This window comes from Rhodococcus sp. 05-339-2 (genome assembly GCF_002258965.1).
Lineage (GTDB): Bacteria > Actinomycetota > Actinomycetes > Mycobacteriales > Mycobacteriaceae > Rhodococcoides.
Genome location: NZ_NOYW01000021.1, coordinates 239,590 through 263,565, shown reverse-complemented (window position 1 = coordinate 263,565; position 23,976 = coordinate 239,590). Strand labels below are relative to the sequence as shown.

General features: G+C 64.6%; 32 protein-coding genes and 1 tRNA gene. 3 read left to right on the top strand and 30 right to left on the bottom strand.

Annotated features, from left to right (window positions below):
- Positions 1-52: 52 nt before the first annotated feature.
- From CH273_RS27870 to CH273_RS25560, 21 genes are all read right to left on the bottom strand, one after another.
- The gene (locus CH273_RS27870) at positions 53-226 is read right to left on the bottom strand and encodes a hypothetical protein (protein WP_155290788.1); all 174 of its coding nucleotides are present in this window, start codon (positions 224-226) and stop codon (positions 53-55) included.
- Entirely contained in the window at positions 223-360 is a 138-nt protein-coding gene (locus tag CH273_RS27865) for a hypothetical protein (RefSeq protein ID WP_155290789.1), read from the bottom strand. The genes CH273_RS27870 and CH273_RS27865 overlap by 4 nt, the downstream gene beginning before the upstream one ends.
- Positions 357-1,034 carry a 3'-5' exonuclease gene (locus CH273_RS25635; RefSeq protein ID WP_052049342.1) on the bottom strand — a complete coding sequence of 226 codons (678 nt, stop codon included), beginning with the start codon at positions 1,032-1,034 and terminating at the stop codon, positions 357-359. The genes CH273_RS27865 and CH273_RS25635 overlap by 4 nt, the downstream gene beginning before the upstream one ends.
- A 127-nt stretch (positions 1,035-1,161) precedes the next feature.
- Positions 1,162-2,541 carry a DNA-methyltransferase gene (locus tag CH273_RS25630; RefSeq protein ID WP_032394520.1) on the bottom strand — a complete coding sequence of 460 codons (1,380 nt, stop codon included), beginning with the start codon at positions 2,539-2,541 and terminating at the stop codon, positions 1,162-1,164.
- Positions 2,538-3,146 (bottom strand): ASCH domain-containing protein, encoded by a 609-nt coding sequence (locus CH273_RS25625; protein WP_032394521.1) that lies wholly within the window; start codon positions 3,144-3,146, stop codon positions 2,538-2,540. Before CH273_RS25625 ends, CH273_RS25630 begins: the two co-directional genes overlap by 4 nt.
- A 2-nt stretch (positions 3,147-3,148) precedes the next feature.
- Complete coding sequence (locus CH273_RS25620; RefSeq protein WP_032394522.1) at positions 3,149-3,736, bottom strand: hypothetical protein; 588 nt, start codon at positions 3,734-3,736, stop codon at positions 3,149-3,151.
- Entirely contained in the window at positions 3,733-4,293 is a 561-nt protein-coding gene (locus tag CH273_RS25615) for a hypothetical protein (protein ID WP_032394523.1), read from the bottom strand. Before CH273_RS25615 ends, CH273_RS25620 begins: the two co-directional genes overlap by 4 nt.
- Positions 4,290-5,126 (bottom strand): hypothetical protein, encoded by an 837-nt coding sequence (locus CH273_RS25610; protein WP_032394524.1) that lies wholly within the window; start codon positions 5,124-5,126, stop codon positions 4,290-4,292. Before CH273_RS25610 ends, CH273_RS25615 begins: the two co-directional genes overlap by 4 nt.
- Positions 5,123-5,944: a hypothetical protein gene (locus CH273_RS25605; protein ID WP_052049343.1), complete on the bottom strand. Its 822-nt coding sequence runs from the start codon at positions 5,942-5,944 to the stop codon at positions 5,123-5,125. The genes CH273_RS25610 and CH273_RS25605 overlap by 4 nt, the downstream gene beginning before the upstream one ends.
- Positions 5,941-6,168 carry a DUF7352 domain-containing protein gene (locus CH273_RS25600; RefSeq protein WP_032394525.1) on the bottom strand — a complete coding sequence of 76 codons (228 nt, stop codon included), beginning with the start codon at positions 6,166-6,168 and terminating at the stop codon, positions 5,941-5,943. Before CH273_RS25600 ends, CH273_RS25605 begins: the two co-directional genes overlap by 4 nt.
- A gap of 105 nt (positions 6,169-6,273) precedes the next feature.
- Entirely contained in the window at positions 6,274-6,996 is a 723-nt protein-coding gene (locus CH273_RS25595; protein WP_032394526.1) for a hypothetical protein, read from the bottom strand.
- Positions 6,997-6,999: 3 nt separating this feature from the next.
- Positions 7,000-7,176 (bottom strand): hypothetical protein, encoded by a 177-nt coding sequence (locus CH273_RS27860; protein ID WP_155290790.1) that lies wholly within the window; start codon positions 7,174-7,176, stop codon positions 7,000-7,002.
- Positions 7,177-7,179: 3 nt separating this feature from the next.
- Positions 7,180-8,616 (bottom strand): ParB/RepB/Spo0J family partition protein, encoded by a 1,437-nt coding sequence (locus tag CH273_RS25590; RefSeq protein WP_052049344.1) that lies wholly within the window; start codon positions 8,614-8,616, stop codon positions 7,180-7,182.
- 34 nt (positions 8,617-8,650) lie between these two features.
- Positions 8,651-8,902: a hypothetical protein gene (locus tag CH273_RS27855; RefSeq protein WP_143545184.1), complete on the bottom strand. Its 252-nt coding sequence runs from the start codon at positions 8,900-8,902 to the stop codon at positions 8,651-8,653.
- A 76-nt stretch (positions 8,903-8,978) separates the two neighbouring features.
- The gene (locus CH273_RS25585) at positions 8,979-9,836 is read right to left on the bottom strand and encodes a hypothetical protein (protein WP_143546269.1); all 858 of its coding nucleotides are present in this window, start codon (positions 9,834-9,836) and stop codon (positions 8,979-8,981) included.
- A gap of 222 nt (positions 9,837-10,058) precedes the next feature.
- Positions 10,059-10,301 (bottom strand): hypothetical protein, encoded by a 243-nt coding sequence (locus tag CH273_RS25580; protein ID WP_032394529.1) that lies wholly within the window; start codon positions 10,299-10,301, stop codon positions 10,059-10,061.
- 1 nt (position 10,302) lies between these two features.
- Positions 10,303-10,539 (bottom strand): hypothetical protein, encoded by a 237-nt coding sequence (locus CH273_RS25575; RefSeq protein WP_032394530.1) that lies wholly within the window; start codon positions 10,537-10,539, stop codon positions 10,303-10,305.
- A complete protein-coding gene (locus tag CH273_RS25570) occupies positions 10,532-10,879 on the bottom strand; it encodes a hypothetical protein (RefSeq protein ID WP_032394531.1) in 348 nt (115 codons plus the stop codon). The genes CH273_RS25575 and CH273_RS25570 overlap by 8 nt, the downstream gene beginning before the upstream one ends.
- A 115-nt stretch (positions 10,880-10,994) precedes the next feature.
- The gene (locus CH273_RS25565; RefSeq protein WP_143546268.1) at positions 10,995-11,663 is read right to left on the bottom strand and encodes a hypothetical protein; all 669 of its coding nucleotides are present in this window, start codon (positions 11,661-11,663) and stop codon (positions 10,995-10,997) included.
- Positions 11,660-11,791, bottom strand: coding sequence for a hypothetical protein (locus tag CH273_RS28325; protein WP_256991363.1), 132 nt, complete (start codon positions 11,789-11,791; stop codon positions 11,660-11,662). The genes CH273_RS25565 and CH273_RS28325 overlap by 4 nt, the downstream gene beginning before the upstream one ends.
- A gap of 5 nt (positions 11,792-11,796) precedes the next feature.
- Entirely contained in the window at positions 11,797-11,997 is a 201-nt protein-coding gene (locus CH273_RS25560) for a helix-turn-helix domain-containing protein (RefSeq protein WP_082322399.1), read from the bottom strand.
- Positions 11,998-12,136: 139 nt separating this feature from the next.
- Here CH273_RS25560 and CH273_RS25555 point away from each other — a divergent pair, with 139 nt between their 5' ends.
- Positions 12,137-12,448 (top strand): helix-turn-helix transcriptional regulator, encoded by a 312-nt coding sequence (locus CH273_RS25555; RefSeq protein ID WP_082322409.1) that lies wholly within the window; start codon positions 12,137-12,139, stop codon positions 12,446-12,448.
- Here the strand turns inward: CH273_RS25555 and CH273_RS25550 are convergent.
- Positions 12,410-12,482 (bottom strand) — tRNA-Asn (locus tag CH273_RS25550). The genes CH273_RS25555 and CH273_RS25550 overlap by 39 nt on opposite strands.
- Before the next feature lie 160 nt (positions 12,483-12,642).
- Between CH273_RS25550 and CH273_RS25545 the strand changes: the two genes are divergently transcribed.
- Positions 12,643-12,888, top strand: coding sequence for a hypothetical protein (locus tag CH273_RS25545; protein ID WP_032394749.1), 246 nt, complete (start codon positions 12,643-12,645; stop codon positions 12,886-12,888).
- Here the strand turns inward: CH273_RS25545 and dnaG are convergent.
- Genes dnaG through CH273_RS25510 form a run of 7 tightly spaced genes read right to left on the bottom strand, consistent with a single transcriptional unit; the run spans position 12,885 to position 20,392 of the window.
- Positions 12,885-14,801 (bottom strand): DNA primase, encoded by a 1,917-nt coding sequence (gene dnaG / locus CH273_RS25540; RefSeq protein ID WP_032394533.1) that lies wholly within the window; start codon positions 14,799-14,801, stop codon positions 12,885-12,887. The two genes, CH273_RS25545 and dnaG, sit on opposite strands and share 4 nt — an antisense overlap.
- Before the next feature lie 52 nt (positions 14,802-14,853).
- Complete coding sequence (locus CH273_RS25535) at positions 14,854-16,128, bottom strand: deoxyguanosinetriphosphate triphosphohydrolase (protein WP_032394534.1); 1,275 nt, start codon at positions 16,126-16,128, stop codon at positions 14,854-14,856.
- Complete coding sequence (locus CH273_RS25530; protein ID WP_032394535.1) at positions 16,129-16,845, bottom strand: YdcF family protein; 717 nt, start codon at positions 16,843-16,845, stop codon at positions 16,129-16,131.
- A 55-nt stretch (positions 16,846-16,900) separates the two neighbouring features.
- Positions 16,901-17,509, bottom strand: coding sequence for a response regulator transcription factor (locus CH273_RS25525; protein ID WP_032394536.1), 609 nt, complete (start codon positions 17,507-17,509; stop codon positions 16,901-16,903).
- 12 nt (positions 17,510-17,521) lie between these two features.
- Complete coding sequence (locus CH273_RS25520; protein WP_032394750.1) at positions 17,522-18,631, bottom strand: sensor histidine kinase; 1,110 nt, start codon at positions 18,629-18,631, stop codon at positions 17,522-17,524.
- 46 nt (positions 18,632-18,677) lie between these two features.
- Entirely contained in the window at positions 18,678-19,481 is an 804-nt protein-coding gene (locus tag CH273_RS25515; protein WP_032394537.1) for an ABC transporter permease, read from the bottom strand.
- Complete coding sequence (locus CH273_RS25510; protein WP_032394538.1) at positions 19,478-20,392, bottom strand: ABC transporter ATP-binding protein; 915 nt, start codon at positions 20,390-20,392, stop codon at positions 19,478-19,480. Before CH273_RS25510 ends, CH273_RS25515 begins: the two co-directional genes overlap by 4 nt.
- 221 nt (positions 20,393-20,613) lie before the next feature.
- On the opposite strand from CH273_RS25510, the gene CH273_RS25505 reads away from it, so the two are divergent.
- Positions 20,614-22,461, top strand: coding sequence for a TPM domain-containing protein (locus CH273_RS25505; RefSeq protein WP_256991361.1), 1,848 nt, complete (start codon positions 20,614-20,616; stop codon positions 22,459-22,461).
- 69 nt (positions 22,462-22,530) lie between these two features.
- On the opposite strand, the gene CH273_RS25500 is transcribed toward CH273_RS25505, so the two are convergent.
- Entirely contained in the window at positions 22,531-23,916 is a 1,386-nt protein-coding gene (locus tag CH273_RS25500) for a glycine--tRNA ligase (RefSeq protein WP_032379159.1), read from the bottom strand.
- Between the last annotated feature and the right edge of the window lie 60 nt (positions 23,917-23,976).

The following is a 23,976-nucleotide window of genomic DNA, read 5'->3' as shown; positions in this document are numbered from 1 at the left end:
AATGGTTAAGGGGCGGTGCCCTGGCGAATACACGCACTGGCTTCTCCTTCGGTCAGGACGGGTGGTCCGGGCAGAGATCGCGGCTACTGCTCTTGATCCACGAGTGCCGGCGGGCAAGGTCGAACGCCTCGCGCGCGGTGTCGACGTAGAAGTGCGCGACCTTCCCGCACGAATCACAGGTGATCTTCCAGCCCTTCATCCCGCGCTCGAGAAACGGCCGAATCATGTCCGACCCCGACGCTCGAGATACACCTCGCCGAACGCCACGGCCGCCGACGTCACACGGAACGCGACGAAGAACACCGCCGACGTCGCGATACCCAACGCCACCGCGACCGAACCGATCTCGGCGCGGCTCACTGCGGTTGCTCCGATTCGGTCGTGTCGGCATCTTCGAATGGATTGCTCAGCCGGTCGTACCAACGCTGCACCCACCGGGCGTCACCGATCGCTGTGTGGCGCTCGTCCCCTTCGGGTGGTGTGATGCCACAGAGCTTCGAGAGTTTGTCCGACTTCAACGGTGGAGTCAGGTCCTCGACGAGCTCAGGCGCGAGCAAGTCCCCCAACACCTTGAGGTTGAGGACGCTCAGGAATCCTAGGGCCTGCGACACGACATCGATTGGGTGGTAATGCCATGCCGGACAGAGCTTGTGACGGCGCAGCATCGCGGCCAGCACCTCGACATCGAACGTCGGATTGTTCCCGACGATTGTCGCGCCGCGAGTGATCCGCTCGACCAACACCGCAGCCTTCGCCTCGGACGCCAACCACACCCGCGGTGACGTCTGAAACTCCTCATCACCCGCAGGAATGCGCATCGGAGAATTCGTTCGGAACGACGGGTGGTTGTCGTAGAAATGCCCAACGTTCAGGCCCATCAGCTCGGCCGACGAGAGATCCACATCGGCGACGAACACACGAAGCTCCGTCGTGTAGCCGTTCGGCTCCCGGCGAATCGCCGCGATCTCCCACGGACGGCGATCGTGATGCAGGCCAGTCGTTTCCGTGTCCAAGAACACCAGTGCGTTTGTCACAGTTCACCTCTCAGTATCCGAGCTTCGGGAGAATTCCAGGGGTAGCCGCGCGCGCGTGTCGAGTCCGGTTCGCGGAGAACGGCCCACGCAATCCCACCCAGCGCGACGCCAGCGGCCGCGATGAAGATCAGCCACATGCCGCACCGCCGAAGTCGAATCCAACCTCGATGGGCTTCGACAACCGCGCCACGAACAGCGGTAAATACTCAGCCTCTCGCTCGATCGCAATGCACCGCATGTGCTCGTGCACGCAGGCCTCGGCCGTGGTTCCGGAGCCCGCAAACGGTTCAAGGACAACACCGTTGGGTGGAGTCACGAGACGAACGAGCCACCGCATCAGAGCGAGCGGCTTCACGGTTGGATGCTGGACACCGTCCACGATCGGTCGTTCACTGGTTGGGGCTTTCGCCTCGTAGTGGAATGTCGGGAAGAATCTCGACGCGCCGCCCCCGCCGTGCACGATCTTGACGCCCTGTGTCCCGCTGTTGTGGCCGCTCTCGGTGAACCCGATTCCACGCCTGTTGGCGGGAGTACATCCAACACGGCGCGGACCAGCCTCCTCGTCAAGGACAGCAGCTTGGGAGTCGTCCAGAAGAACGTTCGTCGGCCACCGCCCCTTACTGGCATCGAAGTCAGCCGCAGCAGAAGGAGCGCCGTAGGTGGCACCTTGGGTCCGCGTCGACGCAGACAGCCCGTAGTCGACTCGCTCACGTCCCTCGATCCGGCACGCGTCCACGTTGATCGCGCCCGTTCCGTAGGTGAGGACGTTTACCGCAACCGAACCCGTAAAAGGCTTCCGCCCGACGACGATCGGCTCAAACGACGGCTTGAGTGCAGTACCCCAGCCATTCCACTCCCGAGCTGCGTCGGTGACAGGTGCAGTGATCGCCAGGTCTTCAGGCGTCACGTCGGTCAGACTGTCCCGGTATCCCTGCTCTACTCGACTCACACGACTGAGGCTCGATGTGCCCGCCTTCGTTGTCCCGATGACGGGTCGATCGACTCCCGCTGCTTTGTCAATTGCCTTCGATACGTCACGCGACTTGGGAAATCCGGATCCATAGAGCCACGCGATCGAATCCCGAATCTCGAAACCCGAGTCCTCCACACCGGTCGCGAGTCGATGCCATGTCCGTGAACCACCGAACGAGACGAGGTAGCCGCCAGGCTTCAGGACACGCAAGCACTCGGTGGCCCACGCCTCGCACCAGAGCTGAAAGTTCTTCATCGCGCTGGGCGACAGATCGTACGTCCCGGCATCCATCGCACCGGTATCGCCGATCTTCTCGTCTGGACGGTCAGCGCCGCGCCTGTGCACACCAGGCGTCCCGTTCCCTCGCTCCGACCCAAACTCGCCAGGTTGATCCCACTGTTTACCCATGAACGCGATTCCGTACGGCGGATCCGTCACCACAGAATCGACGGAACAATCGGGCAGTGTGCGCAGGACGTCCAGAGCCTTACCGTGGTGCAGAGTGACCGCGGCATCCTGGTAGTGAACCGTCATGTGAGGCCCGCGCTCTCTGCAGCGGCGTTGTAGGCGCGCTCGTCGGCCGCGTAGTAGTGCGGACGGTTGCTGTCGTTGGTGCAGTTGCCGATGCCCCAGCTACGTGGGTTGCCGCACTGCAGGCAGCGTTCGGCGAGGTGATCGACGATCTCTCGCTTCGGCGTCCACAAACCGAGTGCGCCACCGCATTCGATCGGTTCGGGTAACGGGGTGATGTTGTCGAGGACCAGGTGCACGATCTGGCGGCGTTCTTTGCCTGTGGGGTCGGGGTACGAGGCCTCGCCCCACGGCTTGCAGCACCCTGCCTCGGGGTGCACATCGACGACGTCCACGATGCCGATGATCGCGCCCGTACGGAACGGCCAGCGAACCATCTTGCCGCCGAACTCCCATCCAACGAGGGGCTGTGTCGGGGCGAGATCAGTCATCATCCTGCGGTACTGAGCCTTAACGAGCGGCGATCGCTCTCCGCGTTCGGACCAGCGGTTGCCGGCATGGATCGCCAGTGGGCCGCGGTACTTCCAGTTCTGCGTGCGGTTCTCGATGGTCTTGCCGCCGTGCATGATTGCCCATGCCCAAGGCTGCTGAACGGTGATCGCCTTCATTGTCAGAGCCCCTGCTCGGCGTAGTAGTCGGACAACTTCACGGGTGTCCAGTAGCTGGCAAACTTCTCTCTCGGCTTCGGGCCTCGCTGGTCGAACGGATCGCCTGGGCAAGCAGCTGTCACAACGCCGTCCGCGACTGTGATGCGAGCCGACGTGCAGGAGAAGCCGCCGTTACCGGTCTCACCGACGGTGATCATGGTGGGTAGGCCAGTAAGCCGATCGGCGATCGACGCCGATCCCTTCACGTACGGCATCGATCGCCCGAGCGCCTTACCTGCTTCGGTGCGAGGGTCTGCCACCCAGCACCCGATTCGCCGGTTGAACTTCCAGCCCGGGTGCGGTGCGTCGGCTGCCTTGCGGCGGTACCTGGTGTCATCACCCTCCACGAACTCGAAGCCCGCGAACCAGCGGTCCAAGGTGACGCCGTCGTACCGGATCTGATACTCGCGGTCGACGGAATCCATCGGGTAGGTATCTGCCCAGTCGTCACACTCGGCCTTGAAGTTCTCGCGCCGCGCCTCTGCCAAGGTGAGTGCTTCGACCAGATCTGCTGCGGTGCTGCGGTACACGTGCGTTACGGGCCACGTCATGCTTCCCACCTCGTCACGGGAGTAGCCACGTCGAAGCGGTAGGGGTCGCCAGGGTTCGGGGCCGGTGCCGGCCACGCCATCCACTCGAACTCGAAGTCCCCACCGTCGGCGTGAGGATTCCTGGTGAACTGAACCCACCTGTGCTTGACCTGTGTCGATCCGACAGAGTCCTCGAACGCCCACTTGATGTCGGCGTAGTCCAGTCCGCAGAACTTACGCCAGTACCTGTTGAGAGCGGCCAACATTCGGCGTGGCTCGACGTGGCCGAGGGCGATCATGCTGTCGCTGTCTTCGCCGAGCTCGGAGAGACTTACTCCGTACGCCGTGAATGCGAAGTCGGCGGGTGTAGGTGTGAATCGTTGAGGCGTCGAGATCGAGCAGCCGTTACTCCGCAGCTCCATCAGCACCTCATCGGCGACCTGTTCGCCCGTCAACTTATTGGCGATGCCGTTGTCGAAGATGCGCTGGCGATCGACAAGGGCGTTGACCGCCTTGGCAATCAACTCCTCCGGGTCGATGTCCGGTGCGCCGGCGGGGGTCTTCTGGGGCTTGGTCATGACGACTGCTCCTGTGCTGTGCGGAATCCTGTGTCGGCTCGGCGTTGGTACACCCAACCGGTGATGGCGGCCTTGGCGTCGATCTGCCAGTCCTGCTCGCGGGGCATTTTGAACGGGAGACTGAATCCGTAGACTCGATCCCCTTTCCATCCTCCGGAGGAGTCGTATCGGTACGGAACACCCTTCTGCGCATGGACATCGAGCACCAGCTTCTGCTCGATGATGCGTCGTGATTTGGTTCGGGAGTACGTCTGGCGTTGGACGGTTGCGACGACGGGATACGAGCCTTCGGGCATGTCGATCATGAACGCGGCGGTCGCGAGGTTTGCGTAGTCGTATCGCTTCGGTCCCCAGATCCGATCGAGCAGGTTGATGTTGATGTACTGGTCACGCCACCGCGCGAACTCGTCGGGTTCTGTGCGGTCGCGGTGCACCCACAGATCCCAAGAGAGGGCACCACCGTCGGTGATTGCGACGCCGATGTCGCGGCCGTCGTATTCGTGCTCGTCGCCGGTGAAGTGGGTGAGCCACTGTGCGAGTTTGCGGCCGTTGCCGATGCCCCAGTAGACCGCTGCGCCACCGATCTGGAGGTTGCCGTCGAACGGGGTCTCCGAGGCGAGGGTGCCGACATGTAGGCGCGCACTGAAGAGGTTGAATCCTTTACGTGCGAGCACGATCTGGATTTGTCCCGATGCCAGTGATCGGGCTTTGTCGCTTTCGCTGCTCCGGATGTCGATCCATCCGCGCCAGTTCACGAATTCGCCGGCTTTCGGATGTCGGGCGCGTTCGTTGTTGCCGTGCCGCCAGACGGTAAGTGTGCTGAACTTCTTCATCGGACACCTGCGATCATGCTGGCGGCGCGCTCGGCGTAGGTGACGGACTCGCCCTGCATCTTCTCGTGGAGGTAGCAGGTGTGGCGGCCGTGTGCGGTGTAGCCGAGGGACCATTTGTAGGCGTTCCACCAGTCGACTCCGTTGCGCTTCCAGATCTGCAGTGCGCCCTTGAGTGCTTTGCGGCGGAGGTCTTCCATCCATGCGGGGACGTCGACGAGGGACAGACTTGTGATCAGCTGCGCGAGGTCGGCGAGGGCGTTGCCTTCGGGGAGCTCGGAGATCGGGTCGCCGGGGGCGGAGAACTGCAGCACCTGGAACCGGTCGGACTTGATGTACCGGCCACCGAGGATGCCTTGGCCGCCGCGGTTGACTCCGACGATCTGGCTCTTGTGGCGAGACGGGTCGGAGATCAGGACGACCGCGCGGATGATCAGCCCCGGGTGCAGGCCTTCGCCGATCTGGGCTGCGACGTTGCCGGCCACCTGTGCGCCGCCGGAGTACCCGAGGAGGATCGCGCCCGGGTACTTCGCGATCAGTCCCAGCAGAGCTTGTTCGGCGTGAAGGACGTTGACTGTGAAGCTGTCTCCGTCCCAGCGCGGTACGGGCCCGAACGCTGCCGACCAGACCAGTTCGATGATCAAGTATTTCTTGGGGTCGAGGTTCTTCGTGACACCGGACAGGCTGTTGGTACCGTACGGTTCGCCGATGCCTCGGCAGGTGATGATCACTCTCATGTCGCTGGTCACCTCCGGGGTTTCCATAGCGGCGTAGAAGCCGTAGAAGTCCGGCGGCGTTGTCGGAGTGTCGGTGTCGTTCATCGGATTGCCATCCCGTCGGTCGAGGTCTCGAAGCGGTAGAAGACGTGCCACACCAGCCCGATGCCGGTGACGACGGTGCCGAGGAATTCAGTCGCGTCCTCGGCTTCGACGTCGTGTCCGGTGCCCGCGATACGGAACACCGCGTACCGGTTCGTCTGTGCGGCATAGCGATCGGCCTTCGGCACACGCACCCAGACGTCGAGCGACACGAGGGGGGCGGTCACGGGACTCAGCTACCGACAGAAGCACTGAGTTCGGTGTCAGTGGAAGGTAAAACTCGGGGGCATCGATCGGAATCGAGTGCCGAAACACGTTGAAGGTGTTGGACATCAGCTCGCCGCCTCGTCGTGGTTGTTGATGTGGTCGGGGTTCGGTAGCCGCGAGGACCACGCGACAGCCCATTCCTTGTTCCGGGCCTCGGTCTCCTCGCTGATGTTCAGCGGCAACAGCATTCCGAGGAACGACTCCCCCGCCCGGATCAGTAGCGCGCGGGATCCGGTGTGCGACTCGATCAGCAGCGGCTTGACGTACGCGTTGGCGGCGACAGCGAAGCGTGCGAGGTCCGTCCCGTTCACGGCCATGTTCTCGAGCAACACCGGCGGCGCGTGGTGCGATCGTGAGATCATTTTCGGGATGTCGAGGAACTGCTCATCGGTCGGCAGCCGTGGGATCTTGTACGAGCGGCCGTCGACGAACCCTGCGCAGTCGATCAGGGTGACGAACTCGTCATCGGCCTCGATGCGGACCTGAAACTCGGGGGCGTCCGAGTCCGCCTTTTCCTTGCCTGCCTTGAAGATCGAGAGGATCTTCTTCACGTCCTCCGGCAGAACATCGATCGTTGCGCGGCCCGGTTCGACCTGCTCCCAGATCGACACGATCGCCTGCCCCATCGAGAACCGGTCGGTCGCCATGACCCACAGATTGACCGGGTCGACGAGCAGTCGGACTCGCGTGTACGTCGGGAGGTGCTCGTCGTTGCCGGCGTGGACAACCACCGATGACAGCGCCGCGCGGAGATCGGCAGTCCCGACGGTGATGATGACGTCGCTCATGGTCTACGTCCTTCCTGCTCGGTGGTGTCGTTGTCCGGGGATAGGTATTGCGAGTTGGCCTTCGACTTCGGTGTGCGGGGCCGCTTCCTTGCCCGCGATGTAGCGGTGGATACCGACCTGCCGCTCCGGCGCGAGGGAGAGGAACCACTCCTGCGCGGCAGCGAGAGCGGCGGAATCCACCTGCTACTCCTTCGCATCGGCCGCAGCCGCGTCGCGGGCATCGAGCAGAGACTGCTCGATGTCGGAGTACTCGTACCCGAACACCGTCGTGAGGTCGTGGTGCCAGGCCTCCAATGCCGGGTACGGCTCGCGCTGCCACTGAAAGCTGGTGGCGAGGTGGGCTTCCTGTAGGACGTTGGCGAGCAGGTACGCGGACACCGCGAGTTGCGGCAGGGTCATCTTGTTGACGTGGCGTTCGATCTCGGCGTGGTCGTTCTCGTCGTCGTCCTTCGTCATCGGCGGTACGCCGAGCAGTTCCATCGCTGCGGACTTGGTGTACCCAGATCGGGTGCAGTGGTCCATCACGTACAGGCGCAGGCATCGAACGGCGAGGTCGCCGTCGCTTTCGGAAGCCGCCTTGGCGAGGAAGCGACGACGAACCGTCGCCGCAGTCCGGAGGTCCTCGTCGAGCTTCGCCTTCTGCTCGCGCTCCTGCCGCGCTTGCACCTGAGCTGGCGTCTCTACGACGGGCTTGATCGGCTTACCCGCAGGGTCGGTGCCATCACCACCATCGCCAGAGAAGAACTGCTTGTACTTCCAGACGTATCCGGAATCGACGTGCCGGTCGGTGAGAGCGACGCGCTCCGCACCGTCGGGGATCTCGTCCTCGGATTGAGCTTCGATCCAATCGAAGGTGACAACCGTGGGATCGGTTTCCGCAGCGTCCGTTGCCGCGTCGGCCTCCTCGTCGAGTGCGTCGTCGGTGGCCACGCGAATCCCTTTGTCGGTGAGCTCCTTGACGATCTTCGCCTCGCGTCTCAGCCAGGCCCTCTGCTTGCGCGCCTCCTCGACGTTGAATGCGAAGTTCGGGGTACCGAGGAACAGTGCGAGGCGGTCGTACAACTGTTGATCGTCGGCGAATTCGGTGAGCGCCAGGGCGTCCTCGATCGTCACCTGACGGGCGACGAGTTTGTCGCGCAACGTCTGCGGCGCATTCGCCAGTTTGATCCGATCCTTGATGGTCTTCTGCTTGTGTCCGGTCCGGGTGGCGAGACCTTTGAGGTCGATGTCGTCGAACTTGAGCAGAGACTGGTAGGCGTTGCCCTCCTCCACGACGTTGAGGTCGGAGCGGTGCAGGTTCTCGGTGAGCATCACTTCGAGCTGCGCGCGATCGTCACCGGCTAGGTCGAACCGGACGATGCACGGCACCGTCTTCAGTACCGCTCGCTTCGCGGCCGCGTGACGGCGGTGCCCGGCGATGAGCGTGTACTTTCCCTTCGCCTTCGCGGGCGTCACTATCAACGGTTCGAGGACACCCTGGCCCTTGATGGACTCGGCCAGCTCGGTGACGTCACCGAGGTCGGTCCGTGGGTTTTTCGGGTGCGGGACGATCGCAGTCGGTCGGAGGTGTTCGAGTGTGGTCTCGCGGACCTCGGTGGCGGGCGTCGTGGTGGTGGTCATCGTGTGTCGCTCCTGGCATGTAGCGGGCGGGCGGTCATGTTCTGTTCGGCAGATCGAGTTGGACGTGAGCTGGGCGGGGGTTGTACGGCTTGCGTGCGGTGCAGATTTCGGAGTGCCGTATCCACAGGCGCTCCCCGTCTGCTCGGGCAGCGTCGAGGTCGGAGCCTTTGAGGACTTCGCCGTACACCACGCGGCCATTCACCGGTCCGGAGAAGTGCTTTCGGACGGTGCCGAGTTCCGGGTCCGGTGAGATGTCCACCGGTATCCATCGGTCCTCCCGGGACATCGACTTGCACCAATGCACCGGTGCGTGACAGTCCTTGCATTCGCTCGCCACAGCCCGCGTTCCTCCTTCCTCTCGTTCAGCCGGTGCGCGCGAGCACCGAGCGGTCGCGCACGACCTGCCGGGATGAGATGTTGAGACGCGTGGCGATCTCATTGGCCGAGAGGTTCGTTCGGGTGAGCTCGGCGACCTTCTGCACTCGCAGCGACTTGACCTCAGGTGACCTTGATTTCGGCGACCGGCTCCGGGGCAGGCGGACAGGTTCCGGCTTGGCAGCCGGATCGTCGATCGTCTCCTCGTCCCACTGGAACGGCAGAGCCCAACGACGTTTCACGCCGTGGTTCCGAGACCGTTGCGAGGTACCCGGAATCAACTGCAACCGGTCGAACAAGCGCTTGATCGCACGGGCGACTCGGGCGAGACACTGTGTGCGGTGACCACGCACGAGTTCGTGGACAGTGCACGCAGACACCTGTCCTGCGAGCTCGACCGTCAGACCTTCTGCGGTGTACCCGAATGCCACGAGGGCGCGGACCCGTCTGATCGTGCCGGTGGCGTCGACCACCGCAGCATCCGGAGCGATGGCTGCGAGGGACGGCGGCATCGACACCGCAAGAAACTTGCGCGCATTCTCGGAGGTGATCCGCTTGTACGGACCGTGTCCACGATCCTTGCGGCCGACCAACAGGTACTCCATGGACTTGCGGTTCAGCCCCGCCAGTTCGGCGATACGTCTACGCGAGAGTCCCGCTTTCAGGAGTTGGGTGACGTGCTCGCGGACAGGTCCGGCATCGACATATACCGACTCGAACCGGCCGTACGCTTGCTGGCGTATTCGGAAGCGTTCGTAGCAGGCTCGACATAATCCGCGAGATCGCGTTGGGCGCTCGCACCCCCCGGTCTTGCAGTTCGGCTTCACGCCGCCGGGCGTGGTCATCGCGCACCTACCAACGGGGCGAGGGACGACACGACGATGATGCCGACGAGTACGACGATGAACAGCATGTAGAAGCGGAGGCGGCACCGAACCTGCGGTGGCAGCTGCTCGTTCATGAGACGTACCACCCGGCGGCGATGACGAGCGAGCAGATCAGGCGGAGCGCGAAGTATCCGCAGACCGCGGTGGCGGCGATCAGCACGTAGGCGATGCGTTCGGCGGTCATGCTGCAGTCACCTCGACCGATGCGAGCCACAAGTACAGGGCGTCACGGACGTGCTTCGGGAGAGCGTCGGCGGTGACCTCGGTGATCGGTGTCTCGCCGCCGCCCTGCGGTGACTGCTCGACGACTGCCTTGCCGAGTGGCGACTGCTTGTCGACGGCATCGATCTGGATGAAGTACCGCTCGTTGACCAGGCCGCGTTTCGCGTTGACCTCGGACACGATTACTTTCATGTCGGACATGTCATGCCTCCGCTACGTTTTCGAGGACTGCCTCGAGCAGGCTGAGTTGGTAACCGATGTGGGTGATGAGCTTGTGCTGATCGCGCGCGTCGTCGGTTTCGGCGAGCTGATCGAGTGCGCTCTTGGCGGCACGGCGGATGACTTCGGCGTTGTCGATCAGCTGCGCGCGCTTCGCCTCTCGGACCATTCGGACGACGCGGCGGCCGTTGATGACGCCGACGCAGGCGGTGTCAGCCATGAGCCACCGCCGGCGCTGCGACAGGTGGCCCGGTGACCTGCGAGTGCGGGGGCAGGTATGCGACGCGGAGTTTGTCGCCGGGCTGCATCCACCGGTCGTTGACTGCCTGCCACAGGTGCAGACCGTCGAGCTCACCGCGGTACACCACTCGGCACGGGTACACCGTGTAGACGGTCTTGCCTTGCTCGTTGATGTGCGGGACGAGAAGATCGACGCCGTGCGGTCGGTCCGTCGGTGTCGCGGCGGCCGGGATGTAGCGGTCGTACGCGAGCTGCGCGTCGGCCTGCACTTCGGAGGACAACTGCTGCAGCCAGTCGGGGGTATTGTTGCTAGTGCTCATCAGGATTCACTCGATTCTTCTGGTGAGTAGACGGGCCTCGCGGGCAATGCGGGGCCCGTTACCTATTCGGTCGAGGTAGGTGGTGACCGGTGGTGGCGGCGACCCGGGGGGCCGGTCAGCCGCCACCACCGGGGCCTGAACCATCAGGGGCCGCAGTGGAATTCAGCGCGCCACCGTGACGGTCAGACGGCCCGGCAGGTTTCCCCGACGGGCGGCTCTTGAGATGCTGGCCAGGCTTCGGAACATCCGGCTCCGTGCGCAACGCATCGTTGCCGTGCAGAGAGTTGACATGCGCGGTGATCCGATCGATGTTGCGTCTGGCGGCCGCATCACGCGCCATCGGCGACATCTGGTGCGCTGTGTTCGCAGCGATCTCTAGCGGATCGAGCGGGAGCATGTTCACATTGGCGAGTTTCGACCAACCCACTCGCGCAGACAGGTCCTCGGCCGTATCCAGCACAATGCGGAGCGCCGTCTGCAGGCGTTCCATTCGCTGATCCAGTTCGGCCGCAACGGCATCGAGACGGTCGGCCCCTTCCGAGAGGAATCCGACGCGGTCGACGTAGTCCAGGTCCTCGATCGCGCGGATCGCGTCCCGCATCCACAACGTCGCCAGGCGAGCCGCGTCCCGAACGTCCTGCGCACGCTGGCGTTCGTCGTCGCGGCGTGTCGTCTCGTCTTGCATCTCAGGCTGCACCTGGCTGGCCTCAGGCCTGAACGGCCGACGCTTTCTCTTGTCCGGCGACAGCAGGAACCGCAGGCCGTCCCGCTCCGGCGCGCTCACAGCCAACTCCGCAGAACCGCACCAGCGAGCATGAAGACGTAGAGGATCAGCACCCACGCCCCCGCACCGGCCACACAGGTCCCGAGCAACCACAGTGCGAGACTGCGCGGAGATCGGTTGCGCTGCATGGCAATCACGAGACTGCCGTTTCGTGACGTCGCGCCTGGTCGTATCGATCGACTTCGGCCGGCTCGATCAGGTAGGCCCCGGTTTTCGTCGGGAGCTTCTGGGCGGCCAGCGCGTTGCGCGCGATGGCCTGCTGGACTGCGCGGCGGGTGATGCCCAGCCGAGACGCCACCTGAGCGACGGTTAGCAGGTGTTCGATACTTGGCATAGGTCAAGTTGTACCGTGCAACTTGGCACACGTCAACTATTGAACACATACCGGCTTTTGTGGACTATGTGTTGTTATTCGTCACACACAGCGTTCGGATCGGTTGCCAAGTTACGAACGTGGTTCTAAGCTACGAACTATGACAACCGTGTATGACCAGGGCAGGGCACCTGAGATTCAGCCGCGACACCGGCTGCGCATCGCGCGCGAAGAAGCCGGCCTCGAACAGGCCGAGCTGGCGGAACGAATCGGGATTTCTCGGCAGAGCGTGTCGAACGCGGAGAGCGGGAAGACGTCCCCGCGGAAGCTGATCTTCAATGCGTGGGCACTTGCCACCGGTGTTCCGGTGAGCTGGCTGCAGACGGGGACAGTCGAAAGCCCCCGCCCGGATGGACCGGACGGGGGCTCTGAGCTCCCCCACCTGGACTCGAACCAGGAACCCTTCGATTAACAGTCGAATGCTCTGCCAATTGAGCTATGGGGGATTACCTCGCGGCGTCACACTCTCGTGCGAGCCGTTGGAAACAATAGCGCACACCCCCTTGCTACTACCAAATCGGGTTCTGCCGAGTACCAAATCGCCCTGCTCGAGGTTCGTCGGGCAAGATGGAAGAACAGCCGCACGCCCTATGGGAGGACCTACTGATGATTCGTTTGGTACTGGCGGCCGGAGCTGCTTACGTACTCGGTGCCAAGGCGGGACGTGGCCGGTACGAGCAGATTCGCAAGACGGCGAGCGCCGTCGCGTCGAGCCCGGCCACCAAGAAGGCGATCGAGGTCGGCCGTCAGAAGCTGTCCGATTCCCTGAACACCCAGCCACGACTGGAACCGATGAAGCCGATCGACGACGAGACCCAGGTCTTCGTTCCCCGCGATCAGCTGCGGCGCTAACCGACCTCGGCCACACTCCCGACGGCGAGCTCGAGCAGACTGCGGCGGTACTGCTCTAGGGCGATGAGGTCGCCGAACAGCGCGTTGTAGTCGTCGGGCTTCTCCACCGGCGACATGCGCTGCAGTTTCGATTTGAGTTCCGCCACCTGTTGGCCGACCCATACCTCCTGGAGTCGTGCGAGCACGCCCGAGATGTAGCGGGTGAGGGCGTCGTCGGCCACGCGCATCGGGTCGACGGCGAGCTCGGTGACCAACGACACGACAACGGCGTCCTTGGCCTGTTTGGCCACGGCGTCGACCCACTCCCCTCCGCCCAGCCCGGCAGCGGTGCCGCCGGCAGCGGCCACTGCGTCGCGCACAGCCGCGTACGCCGGGTGATGGAAGCTTTCCGGCGGGAGCGAATCGAACACCGTTCCTGCCATCGCGGGCATCTGCAATACCGCCTTGAGCGCTTCCCGTTGCGGCCACAGGGACGGATCGGTGGGATTGGGGCGCGGCGGCCCGGCGGGGGCTTCGGCGGGCGCTGCCTGACGCTTCTCGAACGGCACGCGTTTTCCACTCGAGTCGCCTCGGGCACCCTTCTTCGCCTCGTCGCGCACGCGGGCGAGCACCATCGCGGTGTCGTCCCACCCGGTCCAGCCGGCGAGCTGCCGCGCGTACTCGTCCCGCAGCGACGCATCCTTGATGCGGGCGACCACGGGGACGGTTCGCTTCAATGCTTCGACGCGCCCCTCAGGCGTATCGAGATCATGTTCTCGCAGCAGCGATTTGACGACGAAAGCGAACATCGGGGTGCGCCTGGCCACGAGATCGCGAACGGCGTTGTCGCCGGATTTCAGGCGCAGATCGCACGGGTCCATTCCGTCCGGCGCGACGGCGACGAACGTCTGACCGGCGATCTTCTGATCACCCTCGAATGCCTTCATCGCGGCGGCCTGGCCGGCCTCGTCGCCGTCGAAGGTGTAGATCACTTCGCCGCGAAAGTAGCTGTCGTCCATCATCAATCGACGCAGCATCGCCAGGTGATCCTCGCCGAATGCGGTTCCGCAGGACGCCACCGCAGTCTTGACGCCTGCCAGGTGCATCGCCATCACGTCGGTGTAGCCCTCGACGATGACGGCCTGATGCGATTTCGCGATCTCCTTGCGCGCCAGATCGAGGCCGAACAACACCTGAGACTTCTTGTACAGCATCGTTTCCGGGGTGTTGATGTACTTACCCGGCATAGTGTCGTCGTCGAACAGCTTGCGCGCGCCGAAGCCGATGACGTCGCCGCTCTGACTGCGAATGGGCCACACCAGCCGACGCCGGAAGCGATCGATCGGCGTCCCCCGCTTACCGGGTGTCGCCAGCCCCGCGTCGACTATTTCCTTGGCCTCGAAGCCCTTGCCCAGCAGGTGTTTGGTGAGGGTGTCCCAGCCGTCGGGCGCGTATCCGCAGCCGTAGGCCAGGGCGGCGTGGCCGTCGAAGTTGCGTTCGGTGAGGTAGTCCCGCGCGGTCTGGGCGTCGGGACCACTGAGCCTGCCCGCGTAGAACTCCTGCGCGGCAGCGTTCGCGGCGATCAGGCGTGCTCGGGTGCCGCGGTCACGTTGAACCGACGGCCCTCCGCCCTCGTAGGAGATCGAGTAGTTCAACCGATCGGCCAATTGCTCGACGGCCTCGACGAAGGAGATGTGCTCGATCTTCTGAAGGAAGGAGTAGGCGTCACCGCCCTCGCCGCAGCCGAAGCAGTGATAGTGACCGTGGTTGGGTCGGACATGGAACGACGGAGATTTCTCGTCGTGGAAGGGGCACAACCCCTTCATGGAGTCGCCGCCCGCGCGCTTGAGAGAGACGTAGTCGCCGACTATGTCTTCGATCCGTGTGCGTTCGCGAATGGCGGCGATGTCGCGTTCAGGAATTCGGCCGGCCACGAAGGGCAGTCTAGTCCCGATCCGGACCTACCCACATTCGGTCGCGGAGCGGTCAGCCCCAGCTGGCCTGAGCTCCGAGCGAACGCTTGTCGATCAGTTCGAGTCGACTTTCGGTGTACGACGCGATCTGGTCGACCACCACTCGGGTCCGTTCGGCATCGCTGTCGGCCCGCTGCCAGGCGGGCACCAGGATGGGGTCCAGCTCGCCCGGAGCCGAGCGCATCAACCACTCGGCGACACGGTGGATGCGATCGCGCTGACGCTCCTGGCGGATCTTGTGTCCGGCGTCGGACATCACGTACCGCAGGGCCATGGTCTTGAGCAGCGCAACCTCCGAGCCGACGATCGACGGCACCACGAGATCGGCGTCGTAGCGACTCAACGGCGCGGTGCCGTACTTCTCGTGCGTGCCCTCGATGGCGGCGGTGGCGAAGCGGCCGACGAGTTCACTGGTCATGTGCTTGAGCGCCACCGATGCGGCGAGAGTTCCGTCGTAGCGTCCGACCGCGACCACGACGGGCATCCTCGACAGTCGATCCGCGGCCTCGATCAGTTCGTCGACATCGAGTCCGCGAAATTCGGAGACGCCGAGTTCTGCGAGGGCGCGTCGCTCGATCGGATCGGACAGCGCCCGCAGGTCGATTCGAGCGTCGATCACACCGTCCTCGACGTCGTGCACCGAGTACGCCACGTCGTCGGACCAGTCCATGCTCTGCGCTTCGAGGCACTTGTGTTCGTCCGGAGCGCCGTCACGCACCCAACCCAGAATGGCGGAGTCGTCGTCGTAGGCACCGAATTTCGCGCCCGGGGCTGGTCGGATCCAGGGGTACTTGGTGGCGGCATCGAGCGAGGCTCGGGTCAGGTTGAGCCCGACGCTGCGACCGTCGGCATCGAGGATCTTCGGCTCGAGTCCGGTGAGAATGCGCAGGTTCTGCGCATTGCCCTCGAACCCACCGCAATCCTGGGCCACTTCGTCGAGGGCGCGTTCGCCGTTGTGCCCGTACGGCGGGTGGCCGATGTCGTGCGCCAGCCCGGCCAGGTCCACCAGATCGGGATCGCTGCCGAGTCCTTCGGCGATGCTGCGGCCGATCTGGGCAACTTCGAGCGAGTGCGTCAACCGCGTGCGTGGGGTGTCTCCGTCTCGCGGTCCGGTGACCTGGGTCTTGTCGGCGAGCCTGCGCAGTGCGGCGCAGTGCAACACGCGCGCTCGATCGCGCGCGAAGGCGCTTCGGTGCGAGGCGTTGTCTGCCCCGGCCCGCAGTCCCGCGGTCTTGGGCGGTTCGGGGACGAATCGTTCGACGTCGTGGGCCGAGTACGTGCCGGTCATCTACTGGCCTGCCGTGTAAGAGAAGTCCGCGGTGAAGTGGGTCAGCTGATACCACAGCAGAGCGCCTGTCTCCCTGGCGATTCCGTGCGCCTGGGATTCTCTGGTGTAGACAGCCGGACCGGTGCGCGTCGGCGAGGTCCAGGCGTCGAGGCCCGCGTCGCGCGCCATGGTTCGGGTGCGAAGTGAATGCCACGGATCGCTGACCAACACCACCGACGACTTGCCCTGCTCGCGCAGGGTGTTGCTCACGGCCTCGATGCTCTCCAGTGTGTCCGAGCCGGTCTCGACGGCAACGATGGCGTCGGCGGGAACGCCCTGATCGATCAGATAGTTGCGGCCCGATGCGGCCTCGGTGAACAGGTCCCCCTCCTGCTTGCCACCGACGGTGACGATCTCGGGGGCTATACCCTGCTCGTAAAGCGTCGCGGCCTGGGACAGTCGTGCCTCGAACACCGTCGAGGGGGTGCCGCTGTACTGCGCGGCACCGAGCACCACGATGGCGTCCGCCTTGGAATAGTCGTCGATGCGCGCTACCTGCCACACCCGCACTGCTGTTCCCGCGACCAGCACCAGCGACATCAGCACCACTCCCGCGACGAGCCGACCGGTCCAGCGTCCGAGCGTTCCGAAGAAGCCCAGGCGCTCGGGACCGGGGTCCGGGGCATACCGATCGTCGTACGGATCTCCGTACGAATCTCGGTCGAGAGTTGAATTCACCCCTCGAGTTTGCCAGGCCTGCTCGTCGGCGTGGTCACGGCGCGCCCCGAACGACCTACAGCCACCCTCTGTCCTCGGCCACCCGTACCGCCTCGGCCCGGGTACTGGTGCCGGTCTTACCGATCGCCGACGACAGATGATTGCGTACCGTGCCCTCCGAGAGGTGGACCTGAGCAGCGATGGATCCCGCCGTCCCGCCCTTGGCGGCCGCCCGGAGAACCTCCTGCTCTCGGGCCGTCAGTGGAGAGACGCCGTCGGTGAGGGTTTCGGTCGCCAGCGTCGGATCGACCACGCGAAGCCCCATGTGCACGCGCCGAACGGCGTCGGCCAACTGCTTGGCTGGGGTGTCCTTGACCACGAAACCCGACGCACCCGCATCGATCGCGCGCCGCAGGTAGCCGGGTCGCCCGAATGTGGTGACGATCAGCACTCTCGACTCCGGAGCGATCAGGGCCAGTTCGGCGGTGACCTCGATACCGTTCTTGCCGGGCATCTCCACGTCGAGCAGGACGACGTCGGGTCGATGTTCGAGAACGGCAGCGGCGACCTCGTCCCCGCGTCCCACCTCGGCGACGACGTCGAGATCCGGTTCGAGCCCCAGCAGAGCTGCTAACGCTCCCCGCACCAGGGCTTGGTCGTCCGCCAGCAGGAGTGTGATGGTCATTGCGCCTGCGTCCTATTCACCGTGTACCTCCACCCTGAAACCACCGGTCGGCACCCGGGCGATCGTCAGTGCACCACCCGCGGCGGCCACTCGTTCTCCCAGACCCCGCAGACCGTTGCCGCCGGAATCCTTGTCTGCCGGTCCCACTCCGTCGTCGACGATGGAGATGGTCGACGCCGTCAGCGTCACTCGGCAATGTCGTGCGCTCGAGTGGCGGACCACATTGGTCACCGCCTCCCGGATCACCCAACCGAACAGTTCTCGATGTCGCAGTGGCACCACGTCGGCGTCATCGGGAAGTTCGGCATCGATTCCCGCAGCGGTCAATGCGGTTCGTGCACTGGCCAACTCGGATCCGATGTCGACCTGTCGCATGCCCCCGACGGTGCTGCGTACATCGGCAAGTGCTTGCCGGGCAAGGGTTTCCAGTTCGGCGATCTCGACGGCCGCTCGGGCGGGGTCGATCTCGATGAGCCTGCCGGCCAGTTCGCTCTTGACGGTGATGACGGTCAGGGAATGACCGAGGATGTCGTGCACGTCCCGGCTCATGCGCTCGCGTTCGGCCACGATGGCCAGGTCTGCCAATTGTTGCCTGGCCACGGCCAATTCGTGATTGCGCTGGAAGACCTGAGTGATTCCCCAAGCCGCGGCCGCGCTGATCAGCAGCTGGAAGGCGAAGAAGTTGTCGGGCTCCCAGGAATCGACGAAGCGTGGAGCCGCTTCGACGATCACCACCATCGCCGCCACCAACGCCCAGGCCTGCCGGACCGGCAGGGTCATCATCGCCAGCACCGCTATGTAGACGGTCGCGCCGAAACCGGTGGTACCGACCAAGGCACTCATCGCGAAAGTCAGGGCCACCATCACCCCGAGCGCGATCCATGCCTGCGACGTTGGCAGTGGATGTCCTCGGCGGTGTCCGTTGCGGAAACGCCAGAAGGTGGATGTGAACACGACACCGAAGCCGAGAATCACGACGATCCCGAAGACCCGGGCCGGCACGGATTCCAGAGACAGAATCTCGTTCAACGGATAGATCAGATAGATGAGCCAGATGGCTCCGAACATCCAGCCGTACCGCCAGACCCGGCCCTCGGGGAGATCGGCGGTGAACGTGGTCATGTCGCCCACGGTATCCCTGTGGGCGACACGATCAGTGGTTTCGGTCTCAGGCACGCTTGGTGTCTCTCCGGAACAGCATCGCCGCGCCTGTGACGAAGATCGTCGCCCACACCACCAGATTGATCACGGCGATCAGCAACGTTCCGGTTTCGGTCCCGGCGAACGCGGCCCGGGACACGGTGGCCAAGCCGTAGAGCGGGGTGAACTGGGCCAACATCGGGAACCAGCCGCTGTCACCGAGGGGAACGAAGAGTCCGCCTGCCAGCGCCAGGAACGCGAGCACGGGTCCGAGGATCTGCATCACGTTCTCCGAGGGCAGCAGGTAGCCCATGAACAGTCCGAACGCGGCGAACACCGCCGAGCCGATCCAGCCGATCAGGCCGCTGACGATCCACACCCAGATCGGCATGTCCGCCCCGAGGAACTTCGCGACGACGAACACCACCACGATCGAGGCCGCGCCCATCGTCATGGCCACGAGCACCTTGGTGACGATGTAGGCGACGGGCCTGAGCGGCGTCAGGCGAAGCTGTCGGCTCCACCCCTGTGCCCGCTCGACCGACACCATCGCTCCCCCGCTGGTCGTCGCCAGCATCGCTCCGTAGACGGCCATGCTGATGGCGATGTAACCGGTGACGTTGCCGTGCGCAAAGGGATAGTCGGTGCGGTAGTCCGACTGCGTGCCGAAGATGACGAAGAACACCGGCGGCATGACCAACGTGAAGATCAGCGTGCGCTTGTTTCGGAACAGTCTGCGGATTTCGAGTCCGAGGAACGTGGTCGAGAATCCGCCCCAGGCAACGGCTCTGCCAGATGTGTGGGTGGTTGTGGACTGCGTGGTCGTGGTCATCGGATGCTCCCGGCGAGGTTGTTTTCGGAGTCGGTGGTCAGGGCGAGGAATGCGTCCTCGAGGTTGCGCGAGACGATTTCGAGATCGGTCGCTTGTGCGTCGTTGAGCAGGTACCGGGCCACCGCGTCGGAGTCGCGTCCGTGGACGATCACCTTGTCGCCACGTGTGTCGACGCGGTCCACTCCCGGCAGAGCCAGCAGCACCGACTGGTCGACGCCGGGCAGCGTGGCGGTGACGGTGCGCCCTGCCGCCAGGTTCTTCACCTCGGCGGCGCTGCCGTCGGCGACGATCTTGCCGTGCCGCACCAGCACGATGCGGTCCGCGTACGCGTCGGCCTCGTCGAGGTAGTGCGTTGCGAACAGCACCGTTCGGCCGGTGCTGGCGTCCTGGCGAATGGCGTTCCAGAAGTCGCGACGTCCTTCGACGTCCATTCCGGTGGTCGGCTCGTCGAGCACCAGCAGGTCCGGATCGGGTAGCAGTGCCAGCGCGAATCGCAGTCGCTGCTGCTGTCCGCCGGAGCATTTGGCCACTCGGCGATCTCCGATGTCGGCGATGCCGGCCCGGGTGAGGACTTCCTTCACCGACCGTGTGCGGGCGAACAGTGCCGACGTCAGCTCGACGGTTTCTCGGACGGTCAGGTCGCGAAGCAGACCGCCGGTCTGCATGACGGCCGAGATGCGGCCCTGGGCGATCGCGTCCGCGGGTGTTCCCCCGAACACCGACACCGACCCGGTGGTGGGTGTCGCCAGGCCGAGCATCATGTCGATGGTGGTCGTCTTTCCCGCTCCGTTCGGTCCGAGAAATGCGACGACCTCGCCCGATTCGATGGACAGGCTGAGCCCGTCGACCGCCCGGACCGAGCCGTAGGTCTTGGTGACGTTTCGCAGTTCGACTGCCTTCGTTGTGGTCATGGGAATCACTCTGCTGCGATCGAGCAGCGTCGACCTCGTTCGAGCGTCACGATTGCGAGGTGACAACTGTCATGCATCCACATCGACCTGCTCGATCTCCTCGCCGCCCAGCCGGTAGATTTCAGCGCATGGCAGTCCAGCACCGGCGGCACAGCAGCGCCACAGTCGTTCGAAAGTCAGCCGCCCGAAGCTCGGTCCATCGATTTCGTCGTCTCGCCGCCGTGGGTGCCCTGACCCTGTTCTCGGCGGTCCTGCTCGCGCCGGGGGTCGCCTCCGCAGAGGCTCCGTCGCGCCTGCCCACGCAGATCACCGACAACGTCCAGGCACTCGACCCCGACTCGATGGCCGAGGTACAGACCTCCGTCGACGACCTCTACGGCAGCAGCCAGCTTCGGTTGTGGGTCACGTACGTCGCGGACTTCGACAACATGTCGGCGGCGAGCTGGGCCGAGCAGACTGCATCGAGGAGCGATCTCGGGCAGCGCGACGTTCTGCTCGCGGTGGCGACCGTGGACCGTTCGTACTACCTCGGTGTGAACACCGGACTGTCGCAGATCACCTCGTCCGAGCAGGAAGATATTCGGGTCAATGACGTCGAACCCGCACTGCGCGAAGAAGATTGGTCCGGTGCGGCCATCGCAGCAGCGGGTGCGCTCGGCGACGCGTATGCCTCGAGCGGCAGCGGCGGCTCGTCCGCACCCCTGCTGATCGGCGTCGGCGTACTGGCCGTGGCCGGCGGCGGAGCCGTCGTCTACTCGTCGCGGCGCAAGAAGGCCCGCGTCGCCGCCGAGGTCGAGGCCGTGGCGAAGATCGACCCGAGCGATCCGGCCGCACTGGCCGCCTTCCCCATCGACGTACTCGACACCCGTGCCAAGGAAATCCTGGTCGAGACCGACAATGCAGTACGCGCCAGCGAAGAGGAATTGAACCTCGCTCGTGGAGAGTTCGGAGATTCTGCGGCCGCACCCTTCATCGCCGCCCACGACAACGCCAAACGGGCCCTCGCGTCCGCCTTCGAGATCCGCCAACGCCTCGACGACGCCATTCCGGAAACTCCCGATCAGCGTCGCGCGATGCTCGTCGAGATCATCTCCTCCTGTGGCCAGGCCGATCGCGAACTCGATTCGCGGGTTGAGGAATTCGACGGGTTCCGCGATCTCGTGATGAACGCAGACGCCCACCTCGACGAACTGACCCAGGCGGTCGTCGGCTTGACGGTGAGAATTCCGCAATCCGAGTCGGTTCTCGCGCAGCTGCATTCGGAATTCGCCGCCTCCGCCCTGGCCTCGATCGCAGACAACGTCACGATGGCCAAGGACCGAATGGCCCTGGCCGAGGACAACATCGAAGCCGGCCGCAAGGCGGCAGCACTCCCGCCCGGTAAGCAGGGACCTGCTGTGACCGCCATTCGAACGGCCGAACGAGCCGTCGACCAGGCCAAGACCCTGCTCGACGGCGTCGACCATGCGCGAGACGACATCCGGCATGCCATCGCCACCCTGCCCGACGCCATCGCGGACGTTCGCCGCGACATCGAGCAGGCGCGTGGTTTGGCCGAACACGGTGGGGCCGAACTGCAATCGGCCATGACGGCGGCACAGGCGGCTCTGAAGAACGCAGAGACGGCGCAGTCCTCGGACCCTCTGGGCAGTTACACCGCGCTCGCGGCGGCCGACGCCGAACTCGAGAAGATCGTCGACGAGGCCTCGGCGGACAAGGCTGCCGAGGATCAACTGCGGGCCCGTCTGGATCGCGATATTGCGGCCGCTCAGGCGCAGATCACCGCAGCCGCGGACTACATCTCGACCCGCCGTGGCGGTGTGGGGGCCGATGCCAGAACGCGCCTGTCCGAGGCCGAACGCCACCTCGGTGCGGCTCGGCAGCTGAGCCAGGACAACCCCGACGAAGCCCTCAAGCATGCTCACGCTGCCAGCCAATTGGCCTCACGCGCATCGCAGATCGCCCAGTCCGATGTCCAGAACTGGGAGAATCGTCACGGTCCTCGCGGCGGCGGGGGCTTCGGCGGAGGTGGCGGCGGCGGATTCGGTGGTGGTGGCGGCCGCTTCTGACCCACCCCTCGACAGCCGACAGGGCCCGATCTCATCGCGAGATCGGGCCCTGTCGGGTGAGTGAGGTTCTTACGCGCCGATCAAACGGGAGGCGATGTAGCCCTCGACCTGATCGAGTGCCACGCGTTCCTGCGCCATCGTGTCGCGCTCGCGGATGGTGACTGCGTGGTCGTCGAGGGTGTCGAAGTCGACGGTGATGCAGAACGGGGTGCCGATCTCGTCCTGTCGACGGTAACGGCGACCGATGGCTCCGGCATCGTCGAATTCGACGTTCCAGTACTGACGCAGTTGCTGCGCAAGGTCTTTCGCCTTGGGCGTCAGGTCTGCGTTACGCGAGAGCGGAAGCACCGCGACCTTCACCGGTGCCAGGCGACGATCGAGCTTGAGCACGACGCGCTTGTCGACGCCGCCCTTGGCGTTGGGGGCCTCGTCCTCGGTGTACGCGTCGACGAGGAACGCCATCAGCGAACGCGTCAGACCGGCCGCAGGCTCGATGACGTACGGGGTGTAGCGGGTGTCGGTGGCCTGCTCGTAGTAGCTGAGGTCCTGGCCCGACGCCTTGGAGTGCACCGAGAGGTCGTAGTCGGTGCGGTTCGCCACGCCCTCCAACTCGCCCCACGCACTGCCCTGGAAGCCGAACTTGTACTCGATGTCGACGGTGCGCTTGGAGTAGTGCGACAGCTTCTCCTTGGCGTGCTCGTAGAGCCGCAGGTTCTCCGGGTCGATACCGAGATCGGTGTACCACTTCATGCGGTAGTCGATCCAGTACTGATGCCACTCGTCGTCCTCGCCGGGCTTGACGAAGAATTCCATCTCCATCTGCTCGAACTCACGGGTGCGGAAGATGAAGTTTCCCGGAGTGATCTCGTTGCGGAAGCTCTTGCCGATCTGGCCGATGCCGAACGGTGGCTTCTTGCGCGAGGTGGTCAGCACGTTGGCGAAGTTGACGAAGATGCCCTGTGCGGTCTCGGGACGCAGGTAATGCAGGCCCTCTTCGTTGTCGACCGGGCCGAGGAAGGTCTTGAGCAGACCCGAGAATGCACGCGGTTCGGTCCAGGAGCCGGGTTCACCGGTTTCCGGGTCGCGGATGTCGGCGAGGCCGTTCTCCGGCGGGTGGCCGTGCTTCTCCTCGTAGGCCTCGATGAGGTGATCGGCGCGGTACCGCTTGTGCGTGTGCAGCGACTCCACCAGCGGGTCGGAGAACGTCTCGACGTGGCCCGACGCCTCCCACACCTGCCGGGGCAGGATCACCGAGGAGTCCAGCCCGACGGTGTCGTCGCGGCTGGTGATCATGTTGCGCCACCACTGCTTCTTGATGTTCTCCTTGAGCTCGACGCCCAGCGGGCCGTAGTCCCAGGCCGACTTGGTACCGCCGTAGATCTCGCCGCACGGGTAGACGAGGCCTCTGCGCTTGGCGAGGTTGGCGACGGTTTCGACTTTGGACTTGGGTGCCACTGGCGGAGCTCTCCATCTTCGGTTACATCGTGTAAGAGGTGACGGGCGGTTTTCGCCCTG

What these genes read in the sequence shown, in the direction of transcription:
- CH273_RS25590 (WP_052049344.1), bottom strand. Translation starts at nt 8,616, where the DNA reads ATGACCACCACCACGACGCCCGCCACCGAGGTCCGCGAGACCACACTC.
- CH273_RS25605 (WP_052049343.1), bottom strand. Translation starts at nt 5,944, where the DNA reads ATGAACGACACCGACACTCCGACAACGCCGCCGGACTTCTACGGCTTC.
- CH273_RS25575 (WP_032394530.1), bottom strand. Translation starts at nt 10,539, where the DNA reads ATGGCTGACACCGCCTGCGTCGGCGTCATCAACGGCCGCCGCGTCGTC.
- CH273_RS27855 (WP_143545184.1), bottom strand. Translation starts at nt 8,902, where the DNA reads ATGTCCCGGGAGGACCGATGGATACCGGTGGACATCTCACCGGACCCG.
- CH273_RS25625 (WP_032394521.1), bottom strand. Translation starts at nt 3,146, where the DNA reads ATGAAGGCGATCACCGTTCAGCAGCCTTGGGCATGGGCAATCATGCAC.
- CH273_RS25570 (WP_032394531.1), bottom strand. Translation starts at nt 10,879, where the DNA reads ATGAGCACTAGCAACAATACCCCCGACTGGCTGCAGCAGTTGTCCTCC.
- CH273_RS25580 (WP_032394529.1), bottom strand. Translation starts at nt 10,301, where the DNA reads ATGTCCGACATGAAAGTAATCGTGTCCGAGGTCAACGCGAAACGCGGC.
- CH273_RS25630 (WP_032394520.1), bottom strand. Translation starts at nt 2,541, where the DNA reads ATGACGGTTCACTACCAGGATGCCGCGGTCACTCTGCACCACGGTAAG.
- CH273_RS25510 (WP_032394538.1), bottom strand. Translation starts at nt 20,392, where the DNA reads ATGACCACAACGAAGGCAGTCGAACTGCGAAACGTCACCAAGACCTAC.
- CH273_RS25610 (WP_032394524.1), bottom strand. Translation starts at nt 5,126, where the DNA reads ATGAAGAAGTTCAGCACACTTACCGTCTGGCGGCACGGCAACAACGAA.
- CH273_RS25555 (WP_082322409.1), top strand. Translation starts at nt 12,137, where the DNA reads ATGACAACCGTGTATGACCAGGGCAGGGCACCTGAGATTCAGCCGCGA.
- CH273_RS25545 (WP_032394749.1), top strand. Translation starts at nt 12,643, where the DNA reads ATGATTCGTTTGGTACTGGCGGCCGGAGCTGCTTACGTACTCGGTGCC.
- CH273_RS25560 (WP_082322399.1), bottom strand. Translation starts at nt 11,997, where the DNA reads ATGCCAAGTATCGAACACCTGCTAACCGTCGCTCAGGTGGCGTCTCGG.
- CH273_RS28325 (WP_256991363.1), bottom strand. Translation starts at nt 11,791, where the DNA reads ATGCAGCGCAACCGATCTCCGCGCAGTCTCGCACTGTGGTTGCTCGGG.
- CH273_RS25525 (WP_032394536.1), bottom strand. Translation starts at nt 17,509, where the DNA reads ATGACCATCACACTCCTGCTGGCGGACGACCAAGCCCTGGTGCGGGGA.
- CH273_RS25535 (WP_032394534.1), bottom strand. Translation starts at nt 16,128, where the DNA reads ATGACCGGCACGTACTCGGCCCACGACGTCGAACGATTCGTCCCCGAA.
- CH273_RS25585 (WP_143546269.1), bottom strand. Translation starts at nt 9,836, where the DNA reads ATGACCACGCCCGGCGGCGTGAAGCCGAACTGCAAGACCGGGGGGTGC.
- CH273_RS25595 (WP_032394526.1), bottom strand. Translation starts at nt 6,996, where the DNA reads ATGAGCGACGTCATCATCACCGTCGGGACTGCCGATCTCCGCGCGGCG.
- CH273_RS25620 (WP_032394522.1), bottom strand. Translation starts at nt 3,736, where the DNA reads ATGACGTGGCCCGTAACGCACGTGTACCGCAGCACCGCAGCAGATCTG.
- CH273_RS27870 (WP_155290788.1), bottom strand. Translation starts at nt 226, where the DNA reads ATGATTCGGCCGTTTCTCGAGCGCGGGATGAAGGGCTGGAAGATCACC.
- CH273_RS25615 (WP_032394523.1), bottom strand. Translation starts at nt 4,293, where the DNA reads ATGACCAAGCCCCAGAAGACCCCCGCCGGCGCACCGGACATCGACCCG.
- CH273_RS25515 (WP_032394537.1), bottom strand. Translation starts at nt 19,481, where the DNA reads ATGACCACGACCACGCAGTCCACAACCACCCACACATCTGGCAGAGCC.
- CH273_RS25520 (WP_032394750.1), bottom strand. Translation starts at nt 18,631, where the DNA reads ATGACCACGTTCACCGCCGATCTCCCCGAGGGCCGGGTCTGGCGGTAC.